The organism is uncultured Roseicyclus sp. (assembly GCF_937892565.1).
Lineage (GTDB): Bacteria > Pseudomonadota > Alphaproteobacteria > Rhodobacterales > Rhodobacteraceae > Roseicyclus.
On sequence record NZ_CALAHQ010000034.1, the window covers coordinates 70,882 to 84,498 of the forward strand.

A 13,617-nucleotide genomic window follows, 5' to 3' on the forward strand; every position below is an offset into this window, starting at 1 on the left:
GGTGTTTCACGTGAAACAACACGATTTTGATGTGATCGTGGTTGGTGGTGGTCATGCCGGCGCTGAAGCGGCACATGCCGCCGCTCGTTCCGGCGCGCGCACCGCACTGGTCACGATGAAGAAGGATAGTATCGGCGTCATGTCCTGCAATCCGGCGATCGGCGGGTTGGGCAAGGGTCATCTTGTGCGGGAAATTGATGCCTTGGGCGGCATCATGGGGTTGGCTGCCGACTATTCGGGCATTCAATTTCGGCTGCTTAATCGTCGCAAAGGTCCAGCTGTACGGGGGCCACGCACGCAATCGGACCGCAAACTATACAAAGCGGCCATCCAATCGTTTTTGAGCAGGCAGCAACGCCTTGAGATTGTTGAAGCAGAGGTCGCCGATCTTGATCTCGTCGGCGGCGTCGTATCAGGCGTTGTGTTGACAAACGGTGTCGTTCTTGGGTCACGAGCCGTCGTCTTGACCACAGGCACGTTCTTGCACGGCGTCATGCACATTGGGGATCGCAGGCAGGGCGGGGGTAGATTTGGTGACGCGTCTTCCATTCGCCTAGCCCAGAGGTTGAGAGAGCTTGATCTTCCCCTTGGGCGATTGAAAACCGGAACGCCACCGCGCCTCCGGTCGTCGTCGATCGCCTGGGACAAGTTGGAACAACAAAAGGCTGACGAAGATCCAATGTTGTTCTCGTTTCTGTCTGACCGCCCGTCGGTCCGTCAGATCACCTGTGGTATTACCCACACCAATACACATACGCATGAGATCATTAGCAAAAACCTTACCCGCTCTGCGATGTATGGTGGCCACATAGAAGGTGTTGGCCCCAGATATTGTCCATCCATAGAAGATAAGGTTGTGCGCTTCGCAGATAAGGAGTCGCATCAGGTTTTTCTGGAGCCTGAGGGATTGGATAGCGATGTCGTTTATCCGAATGGCATCTCGACATCACTGCCAGAGGATGTTCAGAATGCCTATGTCAGGTCGATCTTTGGGCTTGAACAGGCAAAGATCCTGCAACCCGGATATGCAATCGAGTATGATTTTATTGATCCCCAGAATCTTGATTCGACCTTGCAACTGAGGTCTTTGCCCGGTGTCTTTCTGGCAGGTCAGATTAATGGTACGACTGGTTACGAAGAGGCCGCAGCGCAAGGTCTCATGGCCGGAATCAACGCGGCGCATCTGGCGAATGACACCGAGGGCGTCGTTTTGTCCAGAGCTACGGCCTATATCGGCGTGTTGATCGACGATCTTGTCACGCGCGGCGTGACGGAACCGTACCGGATGTTCACGTCGCGTGCAGAGTATCGGTTATCGCTAAGGGCTGATAATGCCGACCAACGTCTAACGCCGCTCGCCATAGAGCTTGGCATAGTTGGCGACGATCGCAAAGCACGGTTCGCCCGAAAGATGGAAGCGTTGCTTGCCGGGCGAGCCCTGCTTGAAGCGCGGAGTTTCACTCCCCGTCAGATCGCCGCAGTTGGGATACAGATCAATCAGGACGGGCAACGCCGCAATGGAATGGAAATTCTGGCGTTCCAGGAAGTACAACCCGAACATCTGGATCTCTTGGTACCAGAGTTTCGAGATTTTGGTGCTGGTACGCGTGAACAGCTTTCGATCGACGCGCTTTACAAGACATATGTTGATCGACAAGCGCGCGATGCTGCCGGTCTGTTACGTGATGAAGCGCAAGTGATCCCGCCCGATCTGGACTATAGCGATATTGGCGGCTTATCAAATGAGCTGAAGGGCAAGCTTCAACGTGTTCGCCCGCGTAGTTTGGGTCAGGCTGGGCGGATCGACGGCATGACACCAGCTGCATTGGCGCTTATTCTGTCGCGCATCCGACAGAACGATCGACGCTCAGCATGACAGAGGAGCAGGCGAAATTTATCGTTGCCGGGCGTGTTTCACGTGAAACACTGGACCGGCTAGAGACATATGTCGGTTTACTAACACGTTGGCAGAAAACGATAAATCTGGTAGCAAAGTCGACCATGGGCCACCTTTGGTCGCGTCATGTGCTGGATTCCGCGCAACTGATGGATCACGTCCCGGTACCCGCGAAAAGCTGGATGGATCTTGGAAGTGGCGGTGGCTTTCCGGGCTTGATTTGTGCAGCCATCGCGAGCCAGACACACCCCAGCCTGTCCTTTACCTTGGTCGAGGCTGATCAGCGGAAAGCAGCGTTTTTGCGGGAAACCGCTCGGCACATGGGTATCAGCGTGGATGTCTTGAGCCGCCGTATCGAAGATTTGGCGCCAAGTCATGCAGATGTGATTTCGGCCCGTGCGCTTGCCCCGCTTACAAACCTCTGCAAATACGCACAGGCGCATCTGTCAGACAACGGCATATGCCTGTTTCAGAAAGGTGCCCGTTACCGCGAAGAACTGGCTACCGCAGAGCAAGATTGGCACATCGCATACCGCGTTTACCCGAGCATCACAGAAGCAGACGCTGTCTTGCTCAAAATCGAACGGTTGCATCATGTCTGACCGACCAAGCGCCCGGATCCTTGCCATCACAAACCAAAAGGGCGGGGTGGGCAAAACCACAACGGCAATAAATCTTGGTGCGGCGCTAGTCGGACTGGGCCAGCGCGTGTTGATCATCGATCTTGATCCGCAAGGCAACGCATCAACAGGACTTGGGATTTTCCCGCGTGATCGCGTGATTACAACCTATGAGTTGTTGCACGATGGCGCGCCACTGGCGTCGGTCATCCGCAAGACAGCAACCGAAGGGCTGGACATTGCGCCGGCGACCACCGACCTTAGCTCGACGGATGTCGAGCTTGGGCATCATGAAAATCGCGTGTTTCTTCTCAAGGAAGCGCTCGCAAACGAAACTTTGGCCTCATATGACCATGTCTTGATCGACAGCCCACCATCGCTCAGCCTGCTCACTGTAAATGCCCTTGTTGCCAGCCACGCCGTGCTTGTGCCTCTTCAAGCGGAATTCTTCGCACTCGAGGGTCTGTCCCAACTCATGCTGACGATCCGCGATGTCCGCGAAACGGCCAACCCTAACCTGCGCATCGAAGGCATCGTGTTGACCATGTTCGATCAGCGCAACAACCTCAGCCTACAGGTCGAGGCAGATGCCCGCGCCACTTTGGGTGATCTTGTGTTTCAAACGCGCATTCCCCGCAATGTTCGGCTTGGCGAAGCACCGTCTTTCGGCGTTTCCGCGTTGTCTTACGACCCGACATCAAAAGGAAGCCAAGCTTATCAAGATCTTGCAACCGAGCTTCTGTCCCGCAGATCACCCCGCAAGGAGACCGCCGATGGTCAACAAACGTGAACGTGCCGGTCTTGGGCGCGGTCTTTCGGCCCTGATGGCTGATATTGATACCGCCTCCAGAATGACGAACGACCAAGATCAAGCGTCCTTGGGGCCACGCACGTTAAAGCGCGTTCCGATTGATCGGATAAACCCCAACCCCGATCAACCACGCCGACGCTTTGCACAAACGGCGCTTGACGAACTTGCTGCGTCGATCCGTGAAAAAGGCGTGATCCAACCCTTGATCGTGCGACCTGATCCCAACCGCCCAGATGCATATCAGATTGTTGCAGGCGAACGGCGCTGGCGTGCGGCACAGCAGGTTCAGCTTCATGAATTGCCGGTCGTGATCCGTGATTTCGATGACATCGAGGTTTTGGAGATCGCCATCATCGAAAACGTCCAGCGTGCCGATCTCAACGCCATGGAAGAAGCGCAAGGTTATCGACAGCTCATTGATCGGTTTGGCCATACTCAGGAAAAATTGGCTCAAGCACTTGGAAAAAGCCGCAGTCATATCGCAAACATGATGCGCCTTCTGGCACTTCCTGACGAAATTCAAGACCTTGTGCGTGGCGGCCAGCTTACCGCCGGGCATGCGCGCGCCTTGTTGACGGTCAACGATCCGATGGCCTTGGCGCGCAAGGCGGTGGCAAATGGCTGGTCTGTACGCGATGTCGAAAAACAAGCCAAGCCGCGTCGCGCCACAACGCCCAGGCACCGATCAAGATCTGGCTCAGTGAAGGATGCCGATACCGCCGCTCTTGAAAGCGATTTGAGCGCTGCCATAGGCATGCCTGTCAGTATCGAATATGATCCCGCTTCGGGCGAGGGGCGAGTATCCATAAAATACAAGGATTTACAGGCACTGGATGATATCGTTCGGCTGCTCGGCGGTGGTTAAGCCTCAATCGGCCAGCAAGTCGCGCAACACCGCATTCAAAAGCCGCCGCCCTTCCACCGTGGCGCGAATGCGTGTGGGCGTCACGGCTATCATGCCCAATTCTTCCAGATGCAAGAGCGTGTCGGCCTTGAAATCCGACCCGTTCATCCGGGAAAATCTTTGGCGATCCAACCCCTCGGTCAGACGTAGCGCCATCATCGCGTATTCTTCTGCCTGTTCGCGCAACGAAAGCACGCTGCGCTGGCTTTCGCCTGTGCCGTCGCGCGTCAACCGGTCCAGCCAGCCTATGGGCGATAGCTCTGTCTCCGTGGCGTGCCTGATCCCGCCAAGCGTCAATCGGCCATGTGCCCCCGGGCCGATGCCGGCGTAATCGCCGCCCCGCCAATAGATCAGATTGTGGCGCGACTGCGCCATGTCGCTGGCATGGTTCGACACCTCATAGGCCGGCAGGCCATTGGCCATACATAGCTCTTGGGTGAGATCATACATCTCGGCGCCCAGATCATCATCGATCAGCCCTGACAGGCGCCCACGCGCGAACCTGTCACCAAAGGCCGTGCCCGGCTCGATGGTCAACTGGTAGAGCGACAGGTGATCAGCCGCCAGCGTCAGCGCCTCTGTCAGCTCTGCGCGCCAATCGGCCAGCGTCTGAAACTGTCGGGCATAGATCAGATCAAAGCTGACCCTCGGGAAAACCTCGCGCGCCAGCAAAAAGGCCGATCGCCCCTCTGCGGCTGAATGCAACCGGCCCAGTCGCTTCAAATCCTCGTCACGCAAGGATTGCAGCCCGACCGAAACGCGGTTCACACCGGCGTCGCGAAATCCGCGAAACCGCCCCGCTTCGGCCGAGGTGGGGTTGGCTTCCAGCGTGATCTCCAGATCATTGGCGCGGGGCCAAGCGGCACGGGCCGCTTCGATCACGCGCCCCACCGTATCGGGTGGCATCAGCGATGGCGTGCCGCCTCCGAAAAAGATACTGGTCAGCACGCGATCTGGTACTTCCGATGAAACCCTCTTTATCTCGGACAGATACGCATCCAGCCACCGCGTCTGGTCGATTGTTGCGGCAACATGGCTGTTGAAATCGCAATAGGGGCATTTCGCTTGGCAAAAGGGCCAATGAACATAAAGCCCGAACCCGTCTGCGTTCAAAGCCTCAGTCACCAAAGACCTGCTTGAGTTTCTCGACAGCTTTGGCGCGATGGCTGATCTTGTTCTTTTCCCACCGATCCATCTCGCCAAAGGTCAAATCATGCCCATCGGGCTGAAAGATCGGGTCATATCCATGACCTTGCGCACCACGCATCGGCCAGATGACCCGCCCCTCCATGACGCCTGGAAACACTTCGTCGTGCCCATCGGGCCAAGCCAGCACAAGCGTGCAGCAAAACCGCGCCTTGCGCGGGTGCTGCGCCTTTGCTTCTTCTAGAAGATCATGGGTCTTCTGCATCGCCATCACGAAATCGCGCCCATGCGGGGTTTCGGCCCAGTCGGCCGTGTAAACGCCGGGTGCACCGCCCAGCGCGTCGATCTCGATGCCGCTGTCATCGGACAAAGCGGGCAAACCCGTTGCCTGCGCGGCAGCATGGGCCTTGATGCGGGCGTTCTCGACAAAACTGGTGCCGGTTTCCTCGGGCTCGGGCAAACCGTGGTCAGCGGCCGAACTGACCGTGATGCCAAAAGGTGCCAAAAGGGCTTCCATCTCTTCCAGCTTGCCGCGATTGTGCGTCGCGATCAGCAGATGATCACCCTTGAACCGCCGCATCAGCCGATCGCCGCCTTCTGCGCCGCAACCAACGCGGCGATGCCCTTCTCGGCCAATCCATACATCTCGTCGAATTGCGCGCGCGAGAATGCGGCGCCTTCCGCGCTGGCTTGCAGCTCCACCAGGGCGCCTTTGCCTGTCATGACAAAATTGCTGTCGGTTCCCGCTTCGCTGTCCTCCAGATAGTCCAGATCCAGCACCGGTTGGCCAGCATAGATGCCACAAGATACCGCTGCGATGTGGTCGGTCATCGGGTTGGTCGTGATGGCGCCAGCCTTCATCAACTTGTTGACCGCCAGACGCAGCGCAACCCAGCCCCCGGTGATCGATGCGCACCGCGTGCCGCCATCGGCCTGGATGACGTCACAATCTATGGTGATCTGTCGCTCGCCCAACGCCGAGCGATCGACACCGGCGCGCAAGGCCCGGCCGATCAGGCGCTGGATTTCCTGTGTGCGCCCCGATTGCTTGCCAGCAGCCGCTTCGCGCTTCATCCGCGAATGCGTGGCGCGCGGCAGCATGCCATATTCCGCCGTTACCCATCCAAGGCCGGAATTCTTCAGAAATGGGGGCACCCGTTCTTCCAGCGTCGCCGTGCACAGCACATGCGTGCCACCACAACGGATAAGGCAAGAGCCTTCGGCATACCGCGCGACACCTGTTTCGATCACGATCTCGCGCATTTCGTCTAGGTTTCGGCCGGAAGGGCGCATATCTATCTCCTGATGATCCGTGACGCGGGGATAGTCCGCGCACCCCCCGTGACGCAAGCCCGAATGCCCGGCCCAACCATGAAGACGACCGACCGTTTGACCCAGCCCGGCACCATACTCGGTGATCTCAACGATCGCTCGCGCGAGGTGTTTCGCCGCGTGGTCGAAGGGTATCTGGAAACCGGTGCGCCCGTCGGATCACGCACGCTGACCCGCAGCCTGTCGGAACAGGTCTCCGCCGCCACTGTGCGCAATGTGATGCAAGATCTGGAATATCTGGGTCTTTTGGGCAGCCCGCATATTTCGGCGGGCCGTATTCCCACCCAGATGGGGCTGCGTATGTTCCTCGACGGCTTTCTTGAGGTTGGCGAATTGACTGCCAGCGACAAACAGAACCTCGATGACATGCTGGGGTCCAACACTGCCGATGTCACAGCCACGCTCGACCGGATCGGTGCAGCACTATCGCAAGCGACGCATGGCGCCAGCATTGTCCTTGCCCCCAAGCGCGAGGCACCGATCAAGCACATCGACTTTGTGGCACTTTCGCCTGACCGGGCCTTGGTGGTGCTCGTGCATTCCGATGGCCAGGTGGAAAATCGCTTGTTCCAGCCCCCTCCCGGCCACACGCCCAGCGCGATGCGCGAGGCCGCGAATTACCTCAACGCCCATCTGGCGGATCGTACGTTGGGAAGCTTGCGCGCCGAAATGCAGCGCGAGGTTGATAGTCGTCGCGCCCAGATCGATGAACTCGCGGGCCATCTGATCGCGGCTGGGCTGGCGGTCTGGGACAGCGAAGATACCGATATCGGCCGCTTGATCGTGCGTGGGCGGTCCAACCTGCTCAGCGACAGCGCACCGGCCGAGGATTTCGAAAGGATCCGCCAGCTTTTCGACGATCTGGAACGCAAGCGCGATATCGCCGATTTCCTTGAATTGGCGGAAACCGGCGAAGGTGTGCGCATTTTCATCGGGTCCGAGAACAAGCTTTTTTCACTTTCGGGTTCCGCTCTGGTCGTCTCTCCCTATATGAACGCGGACCGGAAGATCGTGGGCGCGGTGGGTGTCATCGGGCCAACCCGTCTGAACTATGGGCGCATCGTTCCGATCGTTGATTATACGGCGCAGCTTTTGGGCAAACTGATGGCCGACAGGGGCTGATGGCCGACGGAAAAAGGTAAAGGGGCAAGCATGTCCGACGCGAAACAGGATCACATCATCGAAACCGATCCATCCGAAGGGGAAACTTCGGCGCCAGCGATGGATCAACCCATCGATCCCTATGGAGCCTTGATTGCCGAGCGCGATGAATTGAAGGACCGGCTTTTGCGGACGCTGGCCGAATCGGAAAACGTGCGCAAGCGCGCCGACCGCGACCGTCGCGAAGGTGAGAAATATGGCGGCACCCGTATCGTGCGCGATCTGATCCCGGTTTACGACAATCTGCGTCGCGCGCTCAACAGCGCCGCCGATGCGACAGGCGCCGCCGATGCCGCCCTTGTCGAAGGGGTCGAATTGACGTTGCGCGAATTGCTCAATGTGCTGACAAAGCATGGCGTGACACCGATCATGCCTCAGATCGGCGATCGCTTTGATCCCGAAAATCACGAAGCGCTGTTCGAAGCCCCCGTTCCCGGCACCAAGGCAGGCGATATCCTTCAGGTGATGGCCGAGGGCTTTGTGCTGCATGACCGGCTCGTGCGCCCTGCACAGGTGGGCGTTTCGTCGAACACGGGCGGCTAACCCCGCCCGGCAAGCTCCTTGAGCTCATAAAGAAGCGCCAGCGCCTCGCGGGCCGTCATCTCGTCGGGGTGCAGCGCCGCAAGGCGCTGTTCCACCGCCGAGGGGCCTTTTTGCATGGCCGGTCGCGCCGCCGGGGCGGCCGCAAACAGGGGTAGATCATCGATCACCGCCTTGCGATCACCGCCTTGGCGTTCACCCTTTTCCAACGCCTCCAGAACCTGATGGGCGCGCGCAACGACCCGCTCGGGCAAGCCCGCCAGCTTGGCCACATGCACGCCATAGGATCGATCCGCCCGACCCACCCGCACCTCGTGCAGGAAAATCACGTCGCCCTGCCATTCCTGCACGGCCATCGTGGCATTCTTCAGCCCCGGCAGACGCACGGCCAGCTCGGTCATCTCGTGGTAATGCGTCGCAAACAGTGCCCGGCAGCGATTGACCTCGTGCAGATGTTCCAGCGTTGCCCAGGCGATCGACAGGCCATCATAGGTTGCCGTGCCGCGCCCGATTTCATCCAAGATCACCAGCGCGCGCGCATCCGCCTGGTTCAGGATCGTCGCCGTTTCCACCATTTCAACCATAAAGGTCGATCGCCCGCGCGCCAGATCATCGGCCGCGCCGACCCGGCTGAACACCTGGCTGATCAATCCGATCTCGGCTGCTTCGGCCGGCACAAAGCTGCCCATGTGTGCCAGAATGGCGATCAGCGCGTTCTGACGCAGATAGGTGGATTTCCCCGCCATGTTCGGCCCGGTCAACAAGGTGATCGCGGCGCCATCGTCTTTGGGGGACAGGGTGCAGTCATTGGCAATAAAGGGCACACCGTCGCGCGACAGCGCGGCTTCGACCACCGGATGGCGACCGCCCCTGATGGAAAAGCGGCGATCCTCGCTCATCTGGGGGCGCGTCCAGTCGCCTTCGACCGCGCGCCGCGCGAGGGCTGCGGCCAGATCAAGCTCGGCCAGCGCGCGCGCCGTGGTGCCGATGGTCTGGGCCTGTGCCAGCACCGCCTCACGCAGGGTGGCAAACAGCGCGCGCTCGATGTCTTGCACGCGATTGCCGGCGTTCAGGATGCGCGTCTCAAGCTCGGACAGGTCCAGCGTGGTAAAGCGCACCGCATTGGCGATGGTCTGGCGGTGGATGAACCGCTCCGACAGCGGCGGAGACAGCATCTTCTGCGCATGGGTCGCCGTGGTCTCGATGAAATAGCCCAACACATTGTTGTGCCGGATCTTGAGCGACGCGACCCCCGATTGATCGATGTATTCAGCCTGCATCGCCCCGATCACGCCGCGCCCTTCGTCGCGCAGGCGGCGCGCGGCATCCAGATCGGCGTCGAAACCGGCCGCGATGCTGCTTCCATCGCGCAGCACCAATGGCGGCTCTGCCACCAGCGCATCCTCCAACAAGGCGGGCAGATCGCCATGACCCATCAACGCGCCCCAGGCTTCGGCCAACAGGGGTGGCAACGGCGCATCGAGCAATGCCGCCTTGATCATCGCGGCGGCTTTCAACCCATCGCGCACCGCCGCCAGATCGCGCGGACCACCCCGATCCAGCGCCAGCCGCGACAAGGCCCGGTCCAGATCAGGGCAGCGGCGCAACAGGCTTTCCAGATCGTTGCCAAGCCGCGCGTCAGAAACGAAGAACGCCACGGCATCATGGCGCGCGCTGATCACGGCCAGATCCGTGGCCGGGCCCGACAGCCGCCGTTCCAGCAAGCGCGCACCACCCGACGTGAGCGTGCGGTCCAGCACGGACAACAGCGTATGGGCCCGCCCCCCCGCCAAAGCTTGGGTCAGTTCAAGATTTCGGCGCGTTGCCGCGTCCAGTTGCAGCAAAGCCCCCGCGCTTTGCCGCCGTGGCGGCCGCAACAGCGGCAGCCCGCTCTTTTGCGTCAGCCCCAGATAATCGATCAGCGCCCCCATTGCCGCCAGTTCCGCCCGCTCGAACGGCCCAAAGCCATCCAGCGTGTCCACCTGAAACAACCGCGCGATGCGCATTTCGGCAGCGCGGCTATCGAAGCTTGTGGGCGCCATGGTGGTCACGGCGGCCCCGACATCTTCGATCGCGGCGATACGGTCGGGCGGCATGCTGTCGGACACCAGCACCTCGCGTGGCATCAGACGGGCCAGTTCCGGCCCAAGCCGCACGGGCGGGCAGGTCATCACCTGAAAATCACCCGTTGAAATATCGCCCCATGCCAGCGCGCCCTCGCCCCGGATTTCAGCATAGGCGGCCAGGTAATTGTGGCGCCGTGCCTCAAGCAACGTGTCTTCGGTCAGGGTGCCGGGTGTGACAAGGCGCACGACCTCGCGCCGCACGACGGATTTTGAACCGCGCTTCTTGGCTTCGGCGGGGTCTTCCATCTGCTCGCAGATGGCCACGCGAAACCCGCTGCGGATCAGGGTCAACAGGTAGCTTTCGGCGCTGTGCGCAGGAACGCCGCACATGGCGATATCTTCGCCCAGATGCTGGCCGCGCTTGGTGAGCGCTATGTCAAGTGCCCCGGCCGCGGCCACCGCATCCTCAAAGAACAATTCATAGAAATCGCCCATTCGGTAGAACAACAGCGCGTCGGCATACTGTGCCTTGATTTCCAGATACTGCGCCATCATTGGCGTCACTTGGCTCATCCCATCCCCCGGTCTCGTGCAGGCCAAGCCTACGCAAGCCGCTGTCTGGATAGAAGCGGCAAAAGGCGCATGTTGCCGCCGCGTCGCGCACTGTCTAAACCGAGCAAGGGAGCAAGGGAGAGGGGCACCATAAAATGGCCGACAAGAGCAGGATCACCCGGGAAGAGGCGCTGGCCTATCATCTGGAACCCTCGCCGGGAAAGATCGACATCAACGCGTCGACCCCCATGGCGACCCAGCGCGATCTGAGCCTTGCCTATTCCCCCGGTGTGGCGGTCCCGTGCGAGGTGATCGCCGAACGCCCCGAAACCGCCTATGACTATACCACCAAGGGCAATCTGGTGGCCGTGATTTCCAATGGCACGGCGGTGCTTGGCTTGGGCAATCTGGGCGCGCTTGCCTCCAAGCCGGTGATGGAGGGCAAGGCGGTGCTGTTCAAGCGCTTTGCCGATATCAATTCCATCGACATCGAGCTTGATACCGAAGATCCCGATGAGTTTTGCCGCGCGGTCAGGCTGATGTCGCCCACTTTCGGCGGCATCAACCTTGAAGATATCAAGGCGCCGGAATGTTTCATCATCGAACAGCGCCTCAAGGAAGAATGCGATATCCCCGTCTTTCACGACGATCAACACGGCACCGCCGTGATCTGTGCGGCGGGTCTGATCAATGCGCTGCACATCTCGGGCAAGAAGATCGAGGATTGCAGGATTGTGCTGAATGGCGCGGGCGCGGCGGGGATCGCCTGTATCGAATTGCTCAAGACCATGGGCGTGCGGCACGAGAACTGTATCGTGTGCGACACAAAGGGCGTGCTCTATCAGGGTCGCACCGAGGGCATGAACCAGTGGAAATCGGCCCATGCCGTCAAGACCGATCTGCGCAGCCTTGCCGAGGCGATGAAGGATGCCGATGTGTTTCTGGGCGTTTCGGCCAAAGGCGCCGTCACCCGCGAGATGGTGGCCAGCATGGCCCCCAACCCGGTCATCTTTGCCATGGCAAATCCTGATCCCGAAATCACCCCGGAAGAGGCCCATGAGGTGCGCCCCGATGCCATCGTTGCCACCGGCCGGTCGGATTATCCCAATCAGGTCAACAATGTTCTTGGCTTTCCCTATCTGTTTCGTGGCGCGCTCGACATTCATGCCCGCGCCATCAACGATGAGATGAAGATCGCCTGTGCGCATGCCCTGGCCGCGCTCGCCCGCGAAGATGTGCCGGATGAAGTTGCGCTGGTCTATGGCCGCGATCTGACTTTTGGTCGCGACTACATCATCCCCACGCCGTTTGATCCGCGCCTGATCTATACCATTCCCCCTGCGGTGGCGCGGGCGGGTATGGACACCGGGGTGGCCCGCCGCCCGATCAAGGATCTCGATCGCTACGCCGAAGGGTTGCGCGCGCGGCTCGATCCGACCAGTTCGATCCTTCAGGGTATCTACGCCCGCGCCAAGGCGGCACAGGCGCGGATGATCTTTGCCGAAGGCGATGACGTGCGTGTCTTGCGCGCCGCTGTCGCCTATCAGCGGCAGGGACTTGGTAAAGCGCTGGTCGTCGGGCGCGAAGCCGACGTTTCAGCCAAGCTCGACGCCGCAGGACTTGCCGATGCGGTGCGCGAACTGGAGGTGGTGAATGCCGCCAACACCCAACATCTGGAAAGCTACAAGGCCTTTCTTTACGAACGGCTTCAGCGCAAGGGCCATGACCGGTCCGACATCCACCGCCTGGCAGCACGCGACCGCCATGTCTTTGCCGCGCTCATGCTGGCGCATGGGCATGGCGACGCGCTGGTCACGGGGGCCACGCGAAAATCGGCCCATGTGCTGGATCTGATCGGCAAGGTCTTTGATGCCCGCGCACAAGATGGCGCCGTTGGCATCACCGCTCTGCTGCACAAGGGGCGGATCGTCCTGATCGGCGACACGCTGGTGCATGAATGGCCCGAAGCCGAGGATCTGGCCCTGATCGCCGAACGCGGCGCGCAAGTGGCGCGCGATCTGGGGCTGGAGCCGCGCGTGGCCTTTGTCAGCTTCTCGACCTTTGGCTACCCGGTCAGCGAGCGTTCGGAAAAGATGCACCGCGCGCCACAGGTCTTGGATCGCAAGGGCGTCGATTTCGAATATGACGGGGAAATGGCTGTCGACGTGGCACTGAATGCACAGGTGATGGCACAATATCCCTTTACCCGGCTGTCGGGTCCCGCCAATGTTCTGGTGGTCCCCGCGCGGCATTCGGCCAGCATCTCGGTCAAGCTGATGCAGGAAATGGCGGGGGCCACCGTGATCGGGCCAATCCTGACAGGGTTGAAAAGCCCCATTCAGGTCTGTTCAACTGTATCCACCGCCAATGATATCCTGAACATGGCGGTGATGGCCGCCTGCGAGATCGGTCGCCGCTGATCGGGGGATCGGGTCGAACCTTTCCGCCATAACGCAATCGGCGCCTCTGGCTTGAGCAAATCGGCTTGCCTCGCGCGCGATATCAGGTGCTTGAACGTGATGGCGGCTGTTTGCGACCGAACCCTTGGCCCCGACGTGGGCGGTGTTACGGGCGACAATGAAGTGATC

Annotated in this window: 11 protein-coding genes; 7 read left to right on the plus strand and 4 right to left on the minus strand. The window is 60.2% G+C overall.

What is annotated here, in order from left to right; all coding sequences use genetic code 11:
- Position 1 precedes the first annotated feature (1 nt).
- From mnmG to Q0094_RS04965, 4 genes are read left to right on the plus strand one after another with little or no spacing between them, the layout of a single operon-like run.
- On the plus strand, positions 2–1,876 hold the full coding sequence (gene mnmG, locus Q0094_RS04950; RefSeq protein WP_297615853.1) for a tRNA uridine-5-carboxymethylaminomethyl(34) synthesis enzyme MnmG: 1,875 nt from the start codon (positions 2–4) through the stop codon (positions 1,874–1,876).
- Positions 1,873–2,499, plus strand: a complete 627-nt coding sequence (gene rsmG, locus Q0094_RS04955; protein WP_297615855.1) for a 16S rRNA (guanine(527)-N(7))-methyltransferase RsmG — start codon at positions 1,873–1,875, stop codon at positions 2,497–2,499. The genes mnmG and rsmG overlap by 4 nt, the downstream gene beginning before the upstream one ends.
- Positions 2,492–3,307: a ParA family protein gene (locus Q0094_RS04960; protein WP_297615856.1), complete on the plus strand. Its 816-nt coding sequence runs from the start codon at positions 2,492–2,494 to the stop codon at positions 3,305–3,307. Before rsmG ends, Q0094_RS04960 begins: the two co-directional genes overlap by 8 nt.
- Entirely contained in the window at positions 3,291–4,193 is a 903-nt protein-coding gene (locus Q0094_RS04965; RefSeq protein ID WP_297615858.1) for a ParB/RepB/Spo0J family partition protein, read from the plus strand. Before Q0094_RS04960 ends, Q0094_RS04965 begins: the two co-directional genes overlap by 17 nt.
- A 3-nt stretch (positions 4,194–4,196) precedes the next feature.
- On the opposite strand, the gene hemW is transcribed toward Q0094_RS04965, so the two are convergent.
- From hemW to rph, 3 genes are read right to left on the minus strand one after another with little or no spacing between them, the layout of a single operon-like run.
- The gene (gene hemW / locus Q0094_RS04970) at positions 4,197–5,345 is read right to left on the minus strand and encodes a radical SAM family heme chaperone HemW (RefSeq protein ID WP_297615884.1); all 1,149 of its coding nucleotides are present in this window, start codon (positions 5,343–5,345) and stop codon (positions 4,197–4,199) included.
- 4 nt (positions 5,346–5,349) lie between these two features.
- Positions 5,350–5,958 carry an RdgB/HAM1 family non-canonical purine NTP pyrophosphatase gene (gene rdgB / locus Q0094_RS04975; protein WP_297615860.1) on the minus strand — a complete coding sequence of 203 codons (609 nt, stop codon included), beginning with the start codon at positions 5,956–5,958 and terminating at the stop codon, positions 5,350–5,352.
- Positions 5,958–6,671, minus strand: a complete 714-nt coding sequence (rph, locus tag Q0094_RS04980) for a ribonuclease PH (protein ID WP_297615862.1) — start codon at positions 6,669–6,671, stop codon at positions 5,958–5,960. The genes rdgB and rph overlap by 1 nt, the downstream gene beginning before the upstream one ends.
- A 96-nt stretch (positions 6,672–6,767) precedes the next feature.
- Between rph and hrcA the strand changes: the two genes are divergently transcribed.
- Both hrcA and Q0094_RS04990 read left to right on the plus strand, forming a co-directional pair.
- A complete protein-coding gene (gene hrcA / locus Q0094_RS04985) occupies positions 6,768–7,832 on the plus strand; it encodes a heat-inducible transcriptional repressor HrcA (RefSeq protein ID WP_297615886.1) in 1,065 nt (354 codons plus the stop codon).
- A 30-nt stretch (positions 7,833–7,862) separates the two neighbouring features.
- A complete protein-coding gene (locus tag Q0094_RS04990) occupies positions 7,863–8,414 on the plus strand; it encodes a nucleotide exchange factor GrpE (protein ID WP_297615864.1) in 552 nt (183 codons plus the stop codon).
- Here Q0094_RS04990 and mutS read toward each other — a convergent pair.
- On the minus strand, positions 8,411–11,050 hold the full coding sequence (gene mutS, locus Q0094_RS04995) for a DNA mismatch repair protein MutS (RefSeq protein WP_297615866.1): 2,640 nt from the start codon (positions 11,048–11,050) through the stop codon (positions 8,411–8,413). The two genes, Q0094_RS04990 and mutS, sit on opposite strands and share 4 nt — an antisense overlap.
- 134 nt (positions 11,051–11,184) lie before the next feature.
- On the opposite strand from mutS, the gene Q0094_RS05000 reads away from it, so the two are divergent.
- Positions 11,185–13,449 (plus strand): NADP-dependent malic enzyme, encoded by a 2,265-nt coding sequence (locus tag Q0094_RS05000; protein WP_297615868.1) that lies wholly within the window; start codon positions 11,185–11,187, stop codon positions 13,447–13,449.
- The last annotated feature ends 168 nt before the right edge of the window (positions 13,450–13,617 follow it).